Genomic DNA, 12,837 nt, shown 5'->3' with positions numbered 1-12,837 from the left:
TGCAAGATCATCGCGATCCGGCCCACACCCGGAGCGCTCGCAGAAGGTCGAGGTACCGGAAGCCCGGCCAGTTGGCGTCGCAGAAGTACAGCTGGGAATCCTTGGCCTGCCAAAGCAGGAATCCGGACAGCCGGACCTCGCCACTGGTCCGGATGATCAGGTCCGGATCGGGACTGCCCACTGTGTACAGATGTGCGGACAGGGCGTCCACGGAAACCGATTCCGCGATCTCCACAAGGGACTTGCCGTCCGCGGCCCCTTCGAGCACGAGATCGCGTACGGCGTCGACGATCTCCTCGCGGCTTCCGTACCCGATCGCGAGAGTCAGCTCAGGACCCGTCGCACCGCGAGTGTCCTCTTCGGCCCGCTTCAGCACTTCGGCCGTGGACGAGGGCAACATGTCGAGACGCCCCACGGGCGACACGCCAGTTCGCACCCGGTGCGATGAGCCGGTCACGGACGACGTCCTCGATCACCTGCATCAAGAAGTCCATCTCCGGCGACGCGCGCTTCGTCAGGTTGTCGACCGAAGCGAGGTACACCGTCACGTGCCCGATGCCGAGTCCCTCGCACCACGTCATCAACCGGGCGATGTGCCGGGCGCCGTGCCGATGCCCCTCGCGGACGTCCTCGAACCCCATCTGGCGAGCCCAGCGGCGATTGCCGTCGATGATCACGCCGACGTGCCGCGGCAGCGGACCTCGGCGGAGGCGGGCGCGGAGCCGTCGCGCGTAGAGGTCGTCGAGCCTGGTCCGGACGCTCATGGAGGCGAAGCTACCGAAATCAGGCCTTCAGCACTATGAACGCACATGAGCTACGCTTGATGTGGAGTGTGACGCCGTGGGCATCACACGAGTCGCAGGGCCAGGTGCACCCGGGGAATACCGGGACCCTGGCCTTACGCATATCCGGGATCAGGCACGTGTGTCGACCTCCAGCTCGATCGCACACGTGGCCAACTGGTCGGCGTAGTCGGGGATTCCCTGTCTTCGAGCGCGGACGGCCCCGGCGACGATGTCCGGAATCCACAACAGCGGCTCGGCCGCGCCACGAACGTGCCGAATGCGAAACGCGGCGCCTCGAGGCAGGGAAAAGCGGCACTGCTGGACGGTGCGCACGTCGCGGGCATCAAGTTGGGCTGTGCGGCCTTCAGCGACCAAGAGGCCGACGTCGAGTAGGTGCAGCTCCATCACCAGTCGCTGCATACACAGGGAACGGCCACGCTCCTGGCGTCGCACTGGCACCGGCGTGCCCACCGCCACCAGGTGCAGCTCTTCGAAGTCGGCGACCTGTTTGACGACCGCTCGCTTCTGAGCATCGGCCAAGACGTTCCAATGCAGCTTCCCTGTGCGTTCGGCCCTCATGCCCACCATGACCTTGCGCAGCTCGGCATGCCGTTCGACGGGCAGCACCGCGGCCGCGAGTACGTAGAAACCACCGTCGTCGTCTTCTTTGAAGGATTCGTCGGCGAAGGCTTGAAGCGCGGACATCCGCCGAGCCTAGGGATTCCCGCCCCGCTCGATAGGTACGGTCCGGCAGCCGGATTCGCGTTGCCGCAACACCGCGCGAATCGTGTGAACACTCGGCCACTGTGTGGATTTTGGGACATCTGACGTCCCAAAATCCACACAGTGCCAGCGCGGGCTCACGCCGCAGACGAGCCTGTCCACCAGCCCACCTGCGAGTGACAGACACCACAGGCGACAATGGAGGACGTGACAGCCACCCTGAGCAAGCCCAGCCTGAAGATCGGCCCCTACGAGGTCGATCCGCCGGTCGTGCTCGCTCCCATGGCGGGCATCACGAACGTCGCGTTCCGGCAGTTGTGCCAGGAGTACGGCGCCGGCATCTACGTCTGCGAGATGATCACCGCCCGCGCGGTGGTCGAGCGCCACCCCGGCACGATGCACATGATGACCTTCGGCGAGAACGAAAAGCCCAGGTCCATGCAGCTTTACGGGGTCGACCCCAAGACGATGGCCGAGGCCGTCCGCATCATCACCGGCGAGGGGCTCGCCGACCACATCGACAGCAACTTCGGCTGCCCGGTGGCGAAGGTGACGCGCAAGGGCGGCGGCGCGGCGTTGCCGTTCAAGCGCAAGCTGTTCGCCGACATCGTGCGCGAGTCGGCGAAGGCCGCGGCCGAGGCCGGGGTGCCGTTCACGGTCAAGTTCCGGGTCGGCATCGACGACGACCACCTGACCTACCTCGACGCCGGGCGCATCGCCGAGGCGGAGGGGGCGGCGGCGGTCAGCCTGCACGCGCGCACCGCCGCGCAGCGCTACTCCGGCCAGGCCGACTGGACGAAGATCGCGGCGCTCAAGGAAGCGGTCACCAGCATTCCAGTGCTCGGCAACGGCGACATCTTCTCCGCCGAGGACGCGTTGCGCATGGTCGACGAGACCGGCTGCGACGGCGTCGTGGTCGGCCGCGGCTGCCTCGGCAGGCCGTGGCTGTTCGGCGAATTGGAAGCCGCCTTCGCCGGGCGCCCGCAGCCCACGCCGCCGAATCTCGGCGAGGTCGCGAAGGTGCTGCGCCGCCACACGGAACTCCTCGTCGAGCACGACGGCCACGACAAGGCCATGCGCGACATCCGCAAGCACATGGCTTGGTACTTCATGGGTTTCCCGGTCGGCTCCGAACTTCGCCGCGGTTTCGCGATGTTGTCCAGCATGGACGAACTCGACGATCTCATCGCCAAGCTCGACCACGACGCCCCGTTCCCCAGCGCCGCCACCGGGCCGCGCGGGCGGCAGGGCTCGCCGGGCAAGGTCACGCTGCCGCACGGCTGGCTCGATGATCCCGACGACGACTGCGTGCCCGAGGCCGAGGACACGCATTCGGGCGGCTAGCCATTCCGTAAAGTCGGCGTCGTGATCGAGCAGCTGAGCATCCCCACCGACGCCGGTTCCTTCGACGCCATCGCGGCCGGCCCCGAGGACGGCCGCCCTGTCCTGCTGCTGCACGGCTTTCCCGAGGCCGCGGTGGAATGGGAGCACCAGGTCGCGACACTGGGCGTGCTCGGCTATCGCGCGGTGGCCCCGGATCAGCGCGGCTACTCCCCGGACGTCCGGCCGGAACAGGCGTCCGAGTACAACATCGACCACCTCGTCGGCGACGTCATCGCGATCGCGGATCGCTTGGGGTGGAAGGAATTCGATCTCGTCGGGCACGACTGGGGCGGCGCTGTCGCGTGGTGGACGGCCGACGCGCATCCCGGCAGGCTTCGCAGTCTCGCCGTGATTTCGACGCCGCATCCGGCGGCGCTGGCGGAGGCCATGAAGACCGACGAGGACCAGCACCTCCGTTCGGGGTACATGACCGAATGGCGGCAGACCCGGGTCACCGAACGGCGGATGCTCGAGAACGACGCCGACGCGCTGCGCCGCATGTTCGACTGGAAGGTGTCGCCGAGCAAGGTCGACGAGTACGTCCGGCGCCTGTCCGAACCGGGCGCCCTGACCGCCGCACTCAACTGGTACCGCGCCGGCCGTCCGGGCGGGAAGATCGGCCCGATCGAGGTACCGACGCTCTACATCTGGAGCACCGAGGACGCCGCCTTCGGCTCGACGGCCGCGCTCGACACCGCGAACCGGGTCACCGGCCCGTACCGCTTCGAGATGATCGAGGACGTCTCACACTGGGTGGTGGAAGAGGCACCCGAAGCCGTCACTTCTTTGCTCGTGGAGCACCTCTCATCCCACTAACAGGGGTAACTCTGGTCGCGGTACCGGTTACAGCGGGCCTGCTGGTTCAGTGGGGCCGATGAACAACATGACCGAAGTGGACACCGAACGTATCGTCTACGTCACCGAGGACGGTGAGCCGACCGGCGAAACCGCGCCCAAACTGGCTGCCCACCACGAGAACACCCGGCTGCATCTCGCGTTCTCCTGCTATCTGCTGCGCAGCAGCGACCAGGCCCTGCTGATCACCAGCCGCGCCGCCGGTAAGAAGGTGTGGCCCCGGGTATGGACCAACAGTGTCTGCGGGCATCCCGCACCGGGTGAACCGATCGAGGAGGCCGTCCGGCGCCGGGCCGCCTTCGAGCTCGGCTTGCCCCGGCTGAACGGACTCCGGTGCGTCCTTCCGTCCTATCGCTACTCGACGCCACCGTTCGAAGGCGTGGTCGAGAACGAGTTCTGCCCCGTCTTCGTCGCCTGGGTCGACGAAGATCCGGAACCGCATCCGGACGAGGTCGGCGACTGGCGCTGGCTGAGCTGGAATGATTACGCACTGTTGCTGAATGACGATGTGACTGACGTGAGTTACTGGGCGAAAGATCAGTTTTCGCAGCTCAAAGACACTGAGCCGTTTTCGTCCTTACAGAACGGCACTCCGGTGCGTGACAATGGCGCCGAACCGTCGTCCTCTTGAGCGATATTCACTTTGGCCCGTACTCATACCTCAAGAGATCCCTCCTATACGACGAAAACCAATTCGTGGCGGAGGTGAGCGTGGCAGCCGACGACGAGGCCGCGCTCCCCTCGGGCGCGCCGACCACCGATCTGCTCAGCCTGCACGAGTCGATCGCGCGAGTCCTCGCCACGCAGGGTGACTGGCGCCGCGCGTACCACCACCTCAAGTCCGCTTTGGACCTAGCCAGGGCAGGCAGCCTCCGGGACACCCTGACGTCCAGTTACAACCGCCGCTACCTCGATCAGTGGCTGCACGGCCCTGCCGTCGACCACCGCGGCCCGCCCGGCGTCGCCATCGCCTTGGTCGATCTGGACCTGTTCAAGGAGGTCAACGACACTTTCGGACACCTGGTCGGCGACCGTGTGCTCCGCGAAGTGGCCGACCTCCTGCAGCAAGGACTTCCGCCGGAGGCGTTCTGCGCCCGCTACGGCGGTGAGGAGTTCGCGCTCGTCATCCCCGACGTCGACGCCGCCCGCGCGGTGCGTATCGCCGACACCGCCCGTATCCGGGTGGCCCGCCATCCGTGGCGCCGGATCCGCCCCGGCCTCACGGTGACGATCAGCGTGGGACTCGCGCACGAAAGCCGCGCGGAACCGGATATCGCGGCGGAACCGGAACGGCAGTTGCGCAGCGCCGACGCTTTGTTGTATATGGCGAAACGGGCGGGAAGAAACAAAGTGGCCTATCAGGACGAGGAATCGTCACGGACGATTCCTCAGGCGATGAACGCGGCCGAGTCCGCGGGCGCCTAGCCAACTCGCTGCCCACCCACACAGTCACCCGTCGCACTCTGCGTAGCGGTTTCGTACCTTTTAACGCAGCTTTAACCACGACCGCTCACCCGATCGCATGGACCGTTCGGCGCTTCTCGGTACCTTGAGTGAAGAAAATTCCGGGATGGTTGTCGTCACGAACCCGAGGTGTCCGTACGATAACGAAAGAGCTTCGACGAGTCGTGAAAGGAGACCGAGTGCCCGACGAGCACCACAACCCGGGGACCGGTCGCCACAGTCACACGGACATAAGCGCCGGCGAACGCGGCCGCAGGGGCAGGCGCCGCTCGATGGACACCCACGGCGGGATCAGCGTTTCCGACGTCGTCGCACGTCACACCGGTGAACGCCCGGTCTTCGATCCCTCCGCCGACGCGCCCGCTCCGCGCCGTCTCCGGCAGAATGAACCGGCGCCCGAGCCTCCGAGACCCGGTGCGCGCGCCGCTCGACAGGAGCCGCCCGCACCTCGTCGCCCCCGTCCGGCCGCGCCCGTCGAGAGCCCGGCGCCCGCGCCTCGCGCGGCCAAACCCGCCACGCCGCGGGCACAGACGCCGCCGCGGAGCCCGCAGCCCGCCGAGACCCCGCGTCCCCCTCGCGCGCGCCAGCCGCGTCGCGCCACACAGGCCGCACCCGGTCCCGAGGCGCCGACTCAGCGCCGTCCGCCGTTGGTGAACCCGGGCGCGCAGCAGCAGCCCGCGGCACCGCCGCCTCCGCGTCGTCCCCGCCGCCCCGTGCAGCGGCCGGTGCAGCAGGCACCGGTCCCGCCGCCGTCGCCCGGCGTCCCGCCGAGGTCCGAGATGGACCGGCTCACCATGACCGACGAGCTCGAGGCGATCGACGACGCGACGATCACCAAGCGCAAGATCGACCACACGCTGGCCCGGTTCTCCGCCGCGCACGACGAACTCGAGGCCGAAGAGGCCAAGAAACGCGAGCGCCGCGAACGGCTCGCCGCCCGCCCCGCCGCGCTGCTGGAGCAGACCCGCACGGCCTTGCAGCGGGTGGTCACGGCCGATTCCGCGCCTGCGGAAGCCGCCGAGGAATCGGCGCCGCAGACCCGTCTGCAGGAGAAGAAGGAACGCAAGACCCGCCAGACGGCCAAGGCGGGCCGGATCGCCGCCGCCGTGGTCGCCGCGCTCGTGTTCCTCTCCATCGGTTCGGCGTGGGGCGCCCAGACCTGGTTCGACGCGAAGTTCAACACCGTCGCTTCGCTCGACGAAGACTCGGCCGACATCCAGGACGCCGCGGGCCAGACCGGCGACGAGAACTTCCTGATGGTCGGCTCCGACTCCCGTGACGGCGCGGCCGCCGAGGACGGTGTCGGCGATGCCGACGGCACCCCGGGCGCCCGTTCGGACACGGTCATGATCGCGCACGTCCCCGCCGACCGGCAGCGCGTCGTCATGGTTTCCTTCCCGCGCGACCTCGAGATCAGCCGCCCCGAATGCAAGCGCTGGGACCCGGCGACGTCGTCGTACTCGGAGGAGACCTCGCCGGCGCAGAAGATCGCGAAGCTGAACACGGCCTACGCGGTCGGCGGCCCGCAGTGCGTCACGAAGGTCATCCAGCAGATCACCGGCATGAAGATGAACCACTTCGTCGGGATCGACTTCAACGGCTTCAAATCCATGGTCGACGCCGTGCAGGGCGTCACCGTGTACAACGAGAAGCCGGTCGACGACACCACGCTCGGCATGATCATCCCGCAGGCGGGCGAGGTCCGGATCTCCGGCGACCAGGCGCTGAACTACGTCCGGGCGCGGCACGTCAAGGGCGACCCGACGTCGGACTACGGCCGGATCAAACGGCAGCAGGCCTTCCTCGGCGCGCTGCTGAAGACCGTGATGTCGAAGGACGTGATCCTGGACACCGGCAAGCTCAGCGGGTTCATCGACGCGTTCGCCAAGGCCACCTTCGGCGAGAACCTCGGCATCAAGCAGATGATGACGCTGGCGAAGTCGATGCGCGGGATGGGCTCGGACAAGGTCAAGTTCCTGACCGTGCCCACCACCGAAGAGGCGAACAAACGCGGCAACGAGGTGCTGGTCCAGAGCAAGGCGAAGGCCGTCTTCGACGCGCTGATCAACAACACCCCGCTGGAAGAGAAGGCGCCGGCGCCTCCCGCCGGCGACACGGCGTCCACTCCGACCAGCTCCGCCAAGTCCGGCGGCGCCAAGAAGAGCAGCAGCTCAGGCTGAGGATCATTCGTTAGTCCGGGTTCACGTCGGGTTCACTCTGGGATGCGGCTTTTGGCCCCTGTTCCCCGTAGGGTTGGGCCATGCGTGAGGCTTACCATGTCGAACTCGAACAGCTCGCCGAGAACCTAGCGAGCATGTCGCTCCAGGTCGCCGACGCGATGGAGCGGGCGACCCGGGCGTTGCTCGAGGTCGATCTCGGACTCGCCGAGCAGGTGATCAGCGACGACGCGAAGGTCGACGACGCGCGCGCCGAATGCGAGGAGCAGGCGTACGCGCTGCTGGCCCTGCAGGCACCTGTCGCGACCGACCTGCGGACCGTCCTCGCCGCGATCCACGCGGCGGAGAGCCTGGAGCGGATGGGCGATCTGGCGCTGCACGTGGCCAAGGCCGCGCGCCGCCGTCACCCGGACCCCGTGCTGCCCGACGAGGTGAAGGCGGACTTCGCCAAGATGGGCGAGGTCGGCGTGAGCCTGGCCCGCCAGGTCGAGCAGGTCATCAAGTCCAAGGACGTCGAGGCCGCCCGCACGATCGAGTCGGACGACGACGAGGTCGACGAGATCCACAAGCACCTGTTCACGGTCATCATGGACCGCAACTGGGACCACGGCGTCGCCGCGGCCGTGGACGTCACCCTGCTGGGCCGCTTCTACGAGCGCTTCGCCGACCACGCCGTCTCGGTCGCGCGCCGGATGATCTTCGTGGTGACCGGCAAGATGCCCGGCTACGGACCCGACGAGCTGTAATTTCTGTCGCGAAGGGGCCCTTCACCGCATCTCACGCGGTGAAGGGCCCCTTCGTCACGTCACGGCCCCCAAAGCCACCTTCAGCGTGTCGCGAAAGCCACTTTCGGGACATCTGACGTCGCGAAAGTGGCTTTCGCGACATGCTCGGGCCGACCTCGCGCGGGTCGTGAAGGCCTCCTTCACTACCTTCAGGATCGCCGCTCTCGCCCCAGGTACACCAGCGGCCGCAGCAGGCACAGCGGTCGCGCGTGGAACTCGACCTTCACACCTTGCCCAGTACATGAAGGCCCCCTTCCTTGCGCCTGGCGCAAGGAAGGGGGCCTTCATGTACTTCGGGCGGGCACGGGCGCCGGTACCGAGCGCCTCGCGCGTGTTGCCGCCGGGTGGGGGTTGCGAAAGCCACTTTCGCAACCTTCAACGTTGCGAAAGTGGCTTTCGCAACCTCGCACAGACTCCCGCCCGCTCCAAGACCCCCAAGCGCGTGAAGGCCTCCTTCCCACGGCTCAGCCGTGGGAAGGAGGCCTTCACGCGAAAAAAAGAGACTCAGCCGAAGCGACCCGAGATGTAGTCCTCGGTCGCCTTCTCGTCCGGGTTCGAGAAGATCTTCTCGGTGTCGTTCAGCTCCACCAGGCGACCCGGCTGGCCGACGCCGGCCAGGTTGAAGAACGCGGTCTGGTCCGACACCCGCGCCGCCTGCTGCATGTTGTGCGTCACGATGACGATCGTGTACTCCTTCTTGAGCTCACCGATCAGGTCCTCGATGGCGAGGGTCGAGATCGGGTCGAGCGCGGAGCACGGCTCGTCCATCAGCAGCACGTCGGGCCGCACGGCGATCGCCCGCGCGATGCAGAGCCGCTGCTGCTGACCACCGGAGAGGCCGCCGCCCGGCTTGTTCAGCCGGTCCTTGACCTCGTTCCACAGGTTCGCGCCGCGCAGCGCGCGCTCGGCGACCTCGTCGAGTTCCTTCTTGCCCTTGGCGCCGCCCAGGCGCAGGCCTGCCACGACGTTGTCGCGGATGGACATCGTCGGGAACGGGTTGGGCCGCTGGAACACCATGCCGATCGTGCGGCGGACCTGCACCGGGTCGACCCCGGCGCCGTAGATGTCCTCGCCGTCGAGCAGCACCTCACCCTCGACGCGGGCGCCGGGGATGACCTCGTGCATGCGGTTCAGCGTGCGCAGGACGGTCGACTTGCCGCAGCCCGACGGGCCGATGAACGCGGTGACGTTCCGCGGCGGCACCGAGAGGGTGACGCCGTCCACGGCGTGGAATTTGCCGTAGTAGATGTCCACGTCTTTGACGTCGATTCGTTTGGCCATCTCAAACAGCTCACTTCTTCTTCGGGGCGACAAGACGGGCAAAGAGCATGGCGAGGAGGTTCACGATCGCGATGATCAGCACCAGGGTGAGCGCGGCACCCCAGATCCGGTCGAACGCGACGGTACCTTCGTCGAACGGGTTGCTGACCCGTTCGTTGTTCATCAGAAGCGGCAGAGCGGCCTGCTCGCCACCGAAGATGTCCCAGTTCACGTAGGCGGAGTAGCCCACGAGGACCAGCAGCGGCGCGGTCTCGCCCATGACCCGGGCGAGCGCCATCATGATGCCGCCGATGATGCCGGACAGCGCGGTCGGCAGGACGATCTTCATGATCGTCTTCCACTTCGGCACGCCGAGCGCGTAGGAGGCTTCGCGCAGGTCGTCCGGGACGATCCGCAGCATCTCCTCCGAGGAGCGCACGACCACCGGGATCATCAGCAGCACCAGGGCGAGCGACACGGCGAAACCGCTGCGCGGGAGGCCGAACGTGGTGATCCACAGGGCGTAGATGAACAGCGCCGCGACGATCGAGGGGACACCGGAGAGGATGTCGACCATGAACGTGGTGATCTTCGCGAGTTTGCCGCGGCCGTACTCGACCAGGTAGATCGCGACCAGCATGCCGATCGGGACCGCGATGATCGCGCAGACCAGGCCCTGCAGCACCGAACCGATCACCGCGTGCAGCACGCCGCCGCCGACCTCGTCCGACAGCACCGAGCCGAAGTCCTCGGTCCACCAGTTGCTGTAGGGGATCCGCTTGACACCGTTGATGACCACGGTGGCGAGCAGCCACACCAGCGGCACGACGGCGATCAGAAACGACAGCCAGATCAATGTCGTGGCGAAGCCGTTCTTGACCTTCCTGGCCAGGCTGACCTGCTGGAAGGCGGGGGTGGTGGCGGGGGTCTTCTCGAGCGTGGTGGACATGCTCAGTCCCCCTTCTTGGCGATGACGGATCGCGCGATGAAGTTGACGACGAGCGTCAGCAGGAACAGCACGAGACCTGCCGCGATGTACGCGCCCGCCGAGATCTCGTTGTTGAGTTCCGCGTAGTCCGCCGCGATCTTCGACGCGAACGTGGCGCCGCCGTCGAAGAGGCTCCAGGTGAACTCGCGGCCGACCGCGCCGGTCAGGATGATCGCGAGCGCGATCGTCTCACCGAGCGCGCGTCCGAGGCCGAGCATCGAAGCGCCGATGTAGCCCGCCTTGCCGAACGGGAGCACCGTGGTGCGGATGACCTCCCAGCGAGTGGCGCCCAGCGCCAGCGCGCCCTCGATATGCGGGGTCGGGGTCCGCTCGAACACCTCACGGGACAGCGAGGTGATGATCGGCAGGATCATCACGGCCAGCACGATGCCCGCGGTGAAGATGGTGCCGCGCAGGTCCGGCGAGACGTTGCCCGCCGCGAACAGCGGGATCCACGAGAAGGTGTCGTTGACCCATTGGGAGAAGGGCTCGATCGCCGGCGCGAAGACCATCAGGCCCCACAGGCCGTAGATGATCGAGGGGACCGCGGCGAGCAGGTCGATCACGTACGCGAACGGCCGCGCCAGCCGCTTCGGCGCGTACTGCGTGAGGAAGAGGGCGATCCCGAGCGAGATCGGCATCGCGATGATCAGCGCCAGCAGGGACGAGTACACCGTGACCAGCAGCAGGCCCATGATCCCGAACCGCATGTCGTCCGGGGTGGTCTGCCAGACCTGGCTGGTCAGGAAGTTCACGTTGTCGGCCTGGAGCGCCGGGATGGCCTGCACCAGCAGGAACAACCCGATCAGGCCGATCAGCGAGACGACGAAGACGCCGGCTCCGGTGGTCAGGATCTGGAAGATGCGGTCACCGGGTCGCACCGTCCTGGAATTGGGGCTCGCGAGTCGCACCGAGGACTTCTCGGGTGGTGACGCGGCAGATTGCTCCGAAATCGGGTCCTCCGTGAAGGTCTCGCGGACGCCAGAACGCCCACCGGGGTCGCCGGTGGGCGTTCTGGGCGAAGATGAATCGCTCATCGACTACTTCTGTCCAGCCTGTCTTTACCGATCAACCGGAGGGGTCAGGCGATGGCCTTGACGGCGGTCAGGACCTTGTCCTGCAGGCTCTGCGGGATCGGCACGTAGCCCTTTTCCGAAAGCGGCTTCTGACCGTCGGTGGCGGCGACGTTCAGGAAGGCCTTGACGGCCTTGGCGACCTCGGCGTCCGCGTACTTGGAGCACACGATCTCGTAGGTGGCCAGGATGACCGGGTAGGCGCCCGGGACGTTGCTGGAGTAGATCGAGTCCAGGTCGAGGGCCAGGTCGTTCGTGCCCTCCTTCTTGAACTTCGCCGCGTCGAGGGACTTGGCGACGTTCGCCGCGTTGAGCTCGACACCGCCGGAGCCGCTGTCGATGAGGGCGGTGCTGATGCCGTCCTTCGCGAACGCGGACTCGACGTAGGTGATGGCGCCGTCGGCGGACTTCACCGCGTTGGCGACACCGTTGGACTTCTCCGCGCCGTTGCCGACACCGCCGTTGAACTTCTTGCCGTCACCCTGGGTCCAGGCGCCCTTGGACGCGACCTTCAGGTACTTCTGGAAGTTGTCGGTGGTGCCCGACTCGTCGGTGCGCGAGATGACCTGGATGGCCTTGTCCGGCAGGTTGAGGCTCTCGTTGCCCTTGACCGCCTTGATGGCCGGGTCGTTCCACTTGGTGATGCCACCGTTGAAGATCTTGGCGGTGACCTCGGGGGTCAGGGTCAGCTTGTCGACCCCGGAAAGCTTGTAGGCGACGGCGACCGGGCCGACGACGAGCGGGAGGTTCCACGCGTCGGAGGCGCACCGGGCCTTGGCCTTCTCGGCCTCTTCGTCCTTGAGGGGCGAGTCCGAACCGGCGAAGTCGACCTGGTTCGCGTTGAACTGCTTGATGCCGGCGCCCGAACCGCTCGGGTTGTAGTTCACCTTCTGGCCGGAGCACTTGGCGGCGTAAGCCTGCACGAAGATGTCGATCGCGTTCTTCTGCGCGGACGAGCCCTCGGCCGAAAGCGGGCTCTTGCCACCGCATTCGACGTTCGCCGCGCCGCTGGGGGCGGCGGCGGCACCGGTGCTGCCGGGCTTGGTCGCCGCCGGGTCGGATCCACAGGCGCCGAGCACGAGGGCGGCGGTGGCCACGATGCCGATCGCGCCCGCGGGCCGCATGATCTTCACTGCATTTCCTCCACTGGGAGACTTTCGCCGGATCGGTGGAACGGGAGCGTTCCTTCCGGACCCGGACACTAAGCACCGACAGTGGACAGGCGACCGTCTAAGGGTGAACGACAGGTGAACAAGGCGGCCGATGTGAGCAGCGCGACTACTCCGAAAGTGGCCCGTGTCCCAGCCGTGACCTGCGCGTCTGCTCTCCGTGACCGGTCAAGTG

Annotated in this window: 11 protein-coding genes and 1 pseudogene; 6 read left to right on the top strand and 6 right to left on the bottom strand. The window is 67.1% G+C overall.

The annotated features are described in order from the left end of the window. Positions 1 to 7 precede the first annotated feature (7 nt). Together uppS and DMH01_RS25170 are read right to left on the bottom strand one after the other, a co-directional pair. Positions 8 to 764: pseudogene (uppS, locus tag DMH01_RS25175) on the bottom strand (polyprenyl diphosphate synthase). 150 nt (positions 765 to 914) lie between these two features. Then, the gene (locus DMH01_RS25170; protein ID WP_125679667.1) at positions 915 to 1,490 is read right to left on the bottom strand and encodes a hypothetical protein; all 576 of its coding nucleotides are present in this window, start codon (positions 1,488 to 1,490) and stop codon (positions 915 to 917) included. A 216-nt stretch (positions 1,491 to 1,706) separates the two neighbouring features. On the opposite strand from DMH01_RS25170, the gene dusB reads away from it, so the two are divergent. The 6 genes from dusB to phoU all read left to right on the top strand — a co-directional run bounded on the left by dusB (position 1,707) and on the right by phoU (position 8,133). Beyond that, a complete protein-coding gene (gene dusB / locus DMH01_RS25165; protein WP_125679666.1) occupies positions 1,707 to 2,852 on the top strand; it encodes a tRNA dihydrouridine synthase DusB in 1,146 nt (381 codons plus the stop codon). A 21-nt stretch (positions 2,853 to 2,873) separates the two neighbouring features. After that, positions 2,874 to 3,707: an alpha/beta fold hydrolase gene (locus tag DMH01_RS25160; protein WP_125679665.1), complete on the top strand. Its 834-nt coding sequence runs from the start codon at positions 2,874 to 2,876 to the stop codon at positions 3,705 to 3,707. Between the two features lie 58 nt (positions 3,708 to 3,765). Continuing rightward, a complete protein-coding gene (gene idi / locus DMH01_RS25155) occupies positions 3,766 to 4,377 on the top strand; it encodes an isopentenyl-diphosphate Delta-isomerase (protein ID WP_125679664.1) in 612 nt (203 codons plus the stop codon). Between the two features lie 65 nt (positions 4,378 to 4,442). Further along, the gene (locus DMH01_RS25150) at positions 4,443 to 5,171 is read left to right on the top strand and encodes a GGDEF domain-containing protein (RefSeq protein WP_125679663.1); all 729 of its coding nucleotides are present in this window, start codon (positions 4,443 to 4,445) and stop codon (positions 5,169 to 5,171) included. A gap of 818 nt (positions 5,172 to 5,989) precedes the next feature. Further along, the gene (locus tag DMH01_RS25145) at positions 5,990 to 7,390 is read left to right on the top strand and encodes an LCP family protein (RefSeq protein WP_125679867.1); all 1,401 of its coding nucleotides are present in this window, start codon (positions 5,990 to 5,992) and stop codon (positions 7,388 to 7,390) included. Between the two features lie 80 nt (positions 7,391 to 7,470). Then, on the top strand, positions 7,471 to 8,133 hold the full coding sequence (gene phoU / locus DMH01_RS25140) for a phosphate signaling complex protein PhoU (RefSeq protein ID WP_125679662.1): 663 nt from the start codon (positions 7,471 to 7,473) through the stop codon (positions 8,131 to 8,133). Positions 8,134 to 8,676: 543 nt separating this feature from the next. Here the strand turns inward: phoU and pstB are convergent. The 4 genes from pstB to pstS all read right to left on the bottom strand — a co-directional run bounded on the left by pstB (position 8,677) and on the right by pstS (position 12,626). After that, positions 8,677 to 9,453, bottom strand: coding sequence for a phosphate ABC transporter ATP-binding protein PstB (pstB, locus tag DMH01_RS25135; RefSeq protein WP_125679661.1), 777 nt, complete (start codon positions 9,451 to 9,453; stop codon positions 8,677 to 8,679). A gap of 10 nt (positions 9,454 to 9,463) precedes the next feature. After that, positions 9,464 to 10,381 carry a phosphate ABC transporter permease PstA gene (gene pstA / locus DMH01_RS25130; RefSeq protein ID WP_125679660.1) on the bottom strand — a complete coding sequence of 306 codons (918 nt, stop codon included), beginning with the start codon at positions 10,379 to 10,381 and terminating at the stop codon, positions 9,464 to 9,466. Between the two features lie 2 nt (positions 10,382 to 10,383). Further along, complete coding sequence (gene pstC / locus DMH01_RS25125; protein ID WP_016338002.1) at positions 10,384 to 11,301, bottom strand: phosphate ABC transporter permease subunit PstC; 918 nt, start codon at positions 11,299 to 11,301, stop codon at positions 10,384 to 10,386. A 200-nt stretch (positions 11,302 to 11,501) separates the two neighbouring features. Next, positions 11,502 to 12,626 (bottom strand): phosphate ABC transporter substrate-binding protein PstS, encoded by a 1,125-nt coding sequence (gene pstS / locus DMH01_RS25120; protein ID WP_125679659.1) that lies wholly within the window; start codon positions 12,624 to 12,626, stop codon positions 11,502 to 11,504. Positions 12,627 to 12,837: the final 211 nt, after the last annotated feature.

The sequence above is a fragment of the Amycolatopsis sp. WAC 04182 genome, from assembly GCF_003947465.1.
In the GTDB taxonomy this organism is placed as follows: domain Bacteria; phylum Actinomycetota; class Actinomycetes; order Mycobacteriales; family Pseudonocardiaceae; genus Amycolatopsis.
Note: the sequence above shows the minus strand (reverse complement) of the source record. Positions and strands in the feature narration are given on the sequence as shown.

Excerpts from the sequence above, each read along its gene's own strand:
- DMH01_RS25145 (WP_125679867.1), top strand. The coding sequence starts at position 5,990 with ATGGACCGGCTCACCATGACCGACGAGCTCGAGGCGATCGACGACGCG.
- pstA (WP_125679660.1), bottom strand. The coding sequence starts at position 10,381 with ATGTCCACCACGCTCGAGAAGACCCCCGCCACCACCCCCGCCTTCCAG.
- dusB (WP_125679666.1), top strand. The coding sequence starts at position 1,707 with ATGGAGGACGTGACAGCCACCCTGAGCAAGCCCAGCCTGAAGATCGGC.
- phoU (WP_125679662.1), top strand. The coding sequence starts at position 7,471 with ATGCGTGAGGCTTACCATGTCGAACTCGAACAGCTCGCCGAGAACCTA.
- DMH01_RS25170 (WP_125679667.1), bottom strand. The coding sequence starts at position 1,490 with ATGTCCGCGCTTCAAGCCTTCGCCGACGAATCCTTCAAAGAAGACGAC.
- pstB (WP_125679661.1), bottom strand. The coding sequence starts at position 9,453 with ATGGCCAAACGAATCGACGTCAAAGACGTGGACATCTACTACGGCAAA.
- idi (WP_125679664.1), top strand. The coding sequence starts at position 3,766 with ATGAACAACATGACCGAAGTGGACACCGAACGTATCGTCTACGTCACC.